The sequence below is a fragment of the Betaproteobacteria bacterium genome (assembly GCA_016791345.1).
GTDB lineage: Bacteria > Pseudomonadota > Gammaproteobacteria > Burkholderiales > JAEUMW01 > JAEUMW01.
On sequence record JAEUMW010000449.1, the window covers coordinates 1 to 2,020 of the forward strand.

General features: G+C 65.1%; 1 protein-coding gene. It reads right to left on the reverse strand.

The annotated features are described in order from the left end of the window. Positions 1-54: 54 nt before the first annotated feature. Complete coding sequence (locus JNK68_16880; GenBank protein MBL8542019.1) at positions 55-1,617, reverse strand: MBOAT family protein; 1,563 nt, start codon at positions 1,615-1,617, stop codon at positions 55-57. Positions 1,618-2,020: the final 403 nt, after the last annotated feature.

Here is a 2,020-nt window from a genome sequence, read left to right on the forward strand (position 1 = left end):
GGCTGCCCGCGAGCAGCCCGCAGCTGTAGCGAGCGAAGGCGGCGGCTCCCACACTCAGAACTGGAAGTAGATGAACTCGCTGAAGCCGCTCGACATGTAGAGCATCCCGAAGTAAGCGACGATCGTCATGGCGAGCGCCCAGCGGCGGGTCGGCCGCCAGCGCAGCCACGGCATCGCCGGCCGCAGTTCCGGGCGGTAATCGAGCGCCGGGTCGTAGCGTTCCATGATCTGCTGCGTGTTGGGTGCGAGCCACACGACGACGAGACCGACGACGATCCACGTGATGAGCTGGGTGCCCGCGAACGTGGGAGAGTCACGGAAGTGCACACCGTGCTGTGACAACCATTCGCCCGCCGCACCCCAGCTTGCCAGCCACTTGAACGGCATCTCGATGCCGTTCAACCCCGCCATCCCCTTGAGCACGATCAGCGCCGCATCGAAGGACGTCGCGCGGAAGAAGACCCAGGCTACGACCACGGCGAGGAAGGTCAGCGCCTGCGCGGCAAGCCGGCCGCCGCGGCTGTGCGCGTCTTTCCACCCGAGGCGCCGACGCAGCACGTGCCATGCGTGATTCACTACGAGATAGAGCCCGTGCAGACCGCCCCAGACGACGAAGGTCCAGTTCGCACCGTGCCACAGGCCGCCCAGCAGCATCGTCACCATCAGGTTCACGTAGCGCCGGCCGCCGCCGTGGCGGTTGCCCCCGAGCGGGATGTAAAGGTAATCGCGCAGGAGGCGCGACAGCGTCATGTGCCAGCGCCGCCAGAAGTCGCTGATGTTCTCCGCCTTGTAGGGCGAATTGAAGTTGAGCGGCAGATTGATGCCGAAGAGGCGCGACAGGCCGATCGCCATGTCGCAGTAGCCGGAGAAGTCGAAGTACAGGCGCAGGGTGTAGGCGAGCGCACCGCCCCAGGCATCGAGGAGCGGCAACGCGGTACCGGCGGCGGCGGCGGCGAACACCGTCGTCGAATGCGGTGCGATGCCATCGGCAAGCACCGTCTTCTTGAAGAGCCCGATGAAGAAGATGGTGAGCCCGACCGCGATGTTCTCCCACTGCATGCGATAGGTCGCCGCCCGGTCGAACTGCGGCATCATCTCCGCGTGATGCAGGATCGGCCCCGCGATGAGATGCGGAAAGTAGGTGACGAAGAGTGCGTAGTGCACGAGGTTGTACTCGCGCACCTTGCCCTGCGCCGCGTCCACCAGGTAGGCGATCTGGGTAAAGGTGTAGAACGAGATGCCGAGCGGCAGCACGATCTCGCCCACCATCCAGGCCGTGCCGAGGGCATGGTTGAAATTGTCGACGAAGAAGTTCGCGTACTTGAAGTATCCGAGCAGCAGCAGATTGAAGACGACGCCGAGCACGAGCCGCTGCTGCGCGCGCCTGGGCTCCTCGGAACGCAGCAGGCGCTGGATGCCCTTGCCGACGTTGAAATTGACGACGATCGAGAACGCCAGCAGGAGGATGTACTTGGGGCTCCACCAGCCGTAGAAGAAGAATGAAGCGAGGGCGAGCCACGCGGCGGCGGCCCGATGGTTCTTTAGCGCAATTGCAAAGAAGACGAAGAACGTGACCGGGAGAAACCCCAGGATGAAGGCGTAGGAGTTGAACAGCATCCCGGATCAGAAGTCCGTCGATGGCATCGGGATCATCCCGGCTGCTCCGCGCCGCGCAAGACACGGCGTACGCGCAACGACGGGCGCGTGCAGCGGACTGCTGGCTCAGGACACGAGGTTTGCATGGGACGCAGGCTCGACACGGCGAGCCCGCCCTGGGGCCCGATCCGCTTCAAAGCGGCGAAGTATGAAGGAAGCGCCGTTGGCTGAGAATACGAGCCGTCGTCCTCGCGATCTGGCACTGCAGCAACGCGATCCGTCTGTCTGCGCTGCCCACGCCCGCCGCTGACGACGCGGAGCCGCCCGGCCGAACGGCACGGCGCGGCCGGCTCGCGCGACCTTCGCGCAGATCCCGTCACGGATCAGGCGACCGGCCGCACGGCACGACAGAGTTTCTTGATGC

Bases quoted from the DNA above. Each gene is read 5' to 3' on its own strand.
- JNK68_16880 (MBL8542019.1), bottom strand. From the start codon at position 1,617: ATGCTGTTCAACTCCTACGCCTTCATCCTGGGGTTTCTCCCGGTCACG.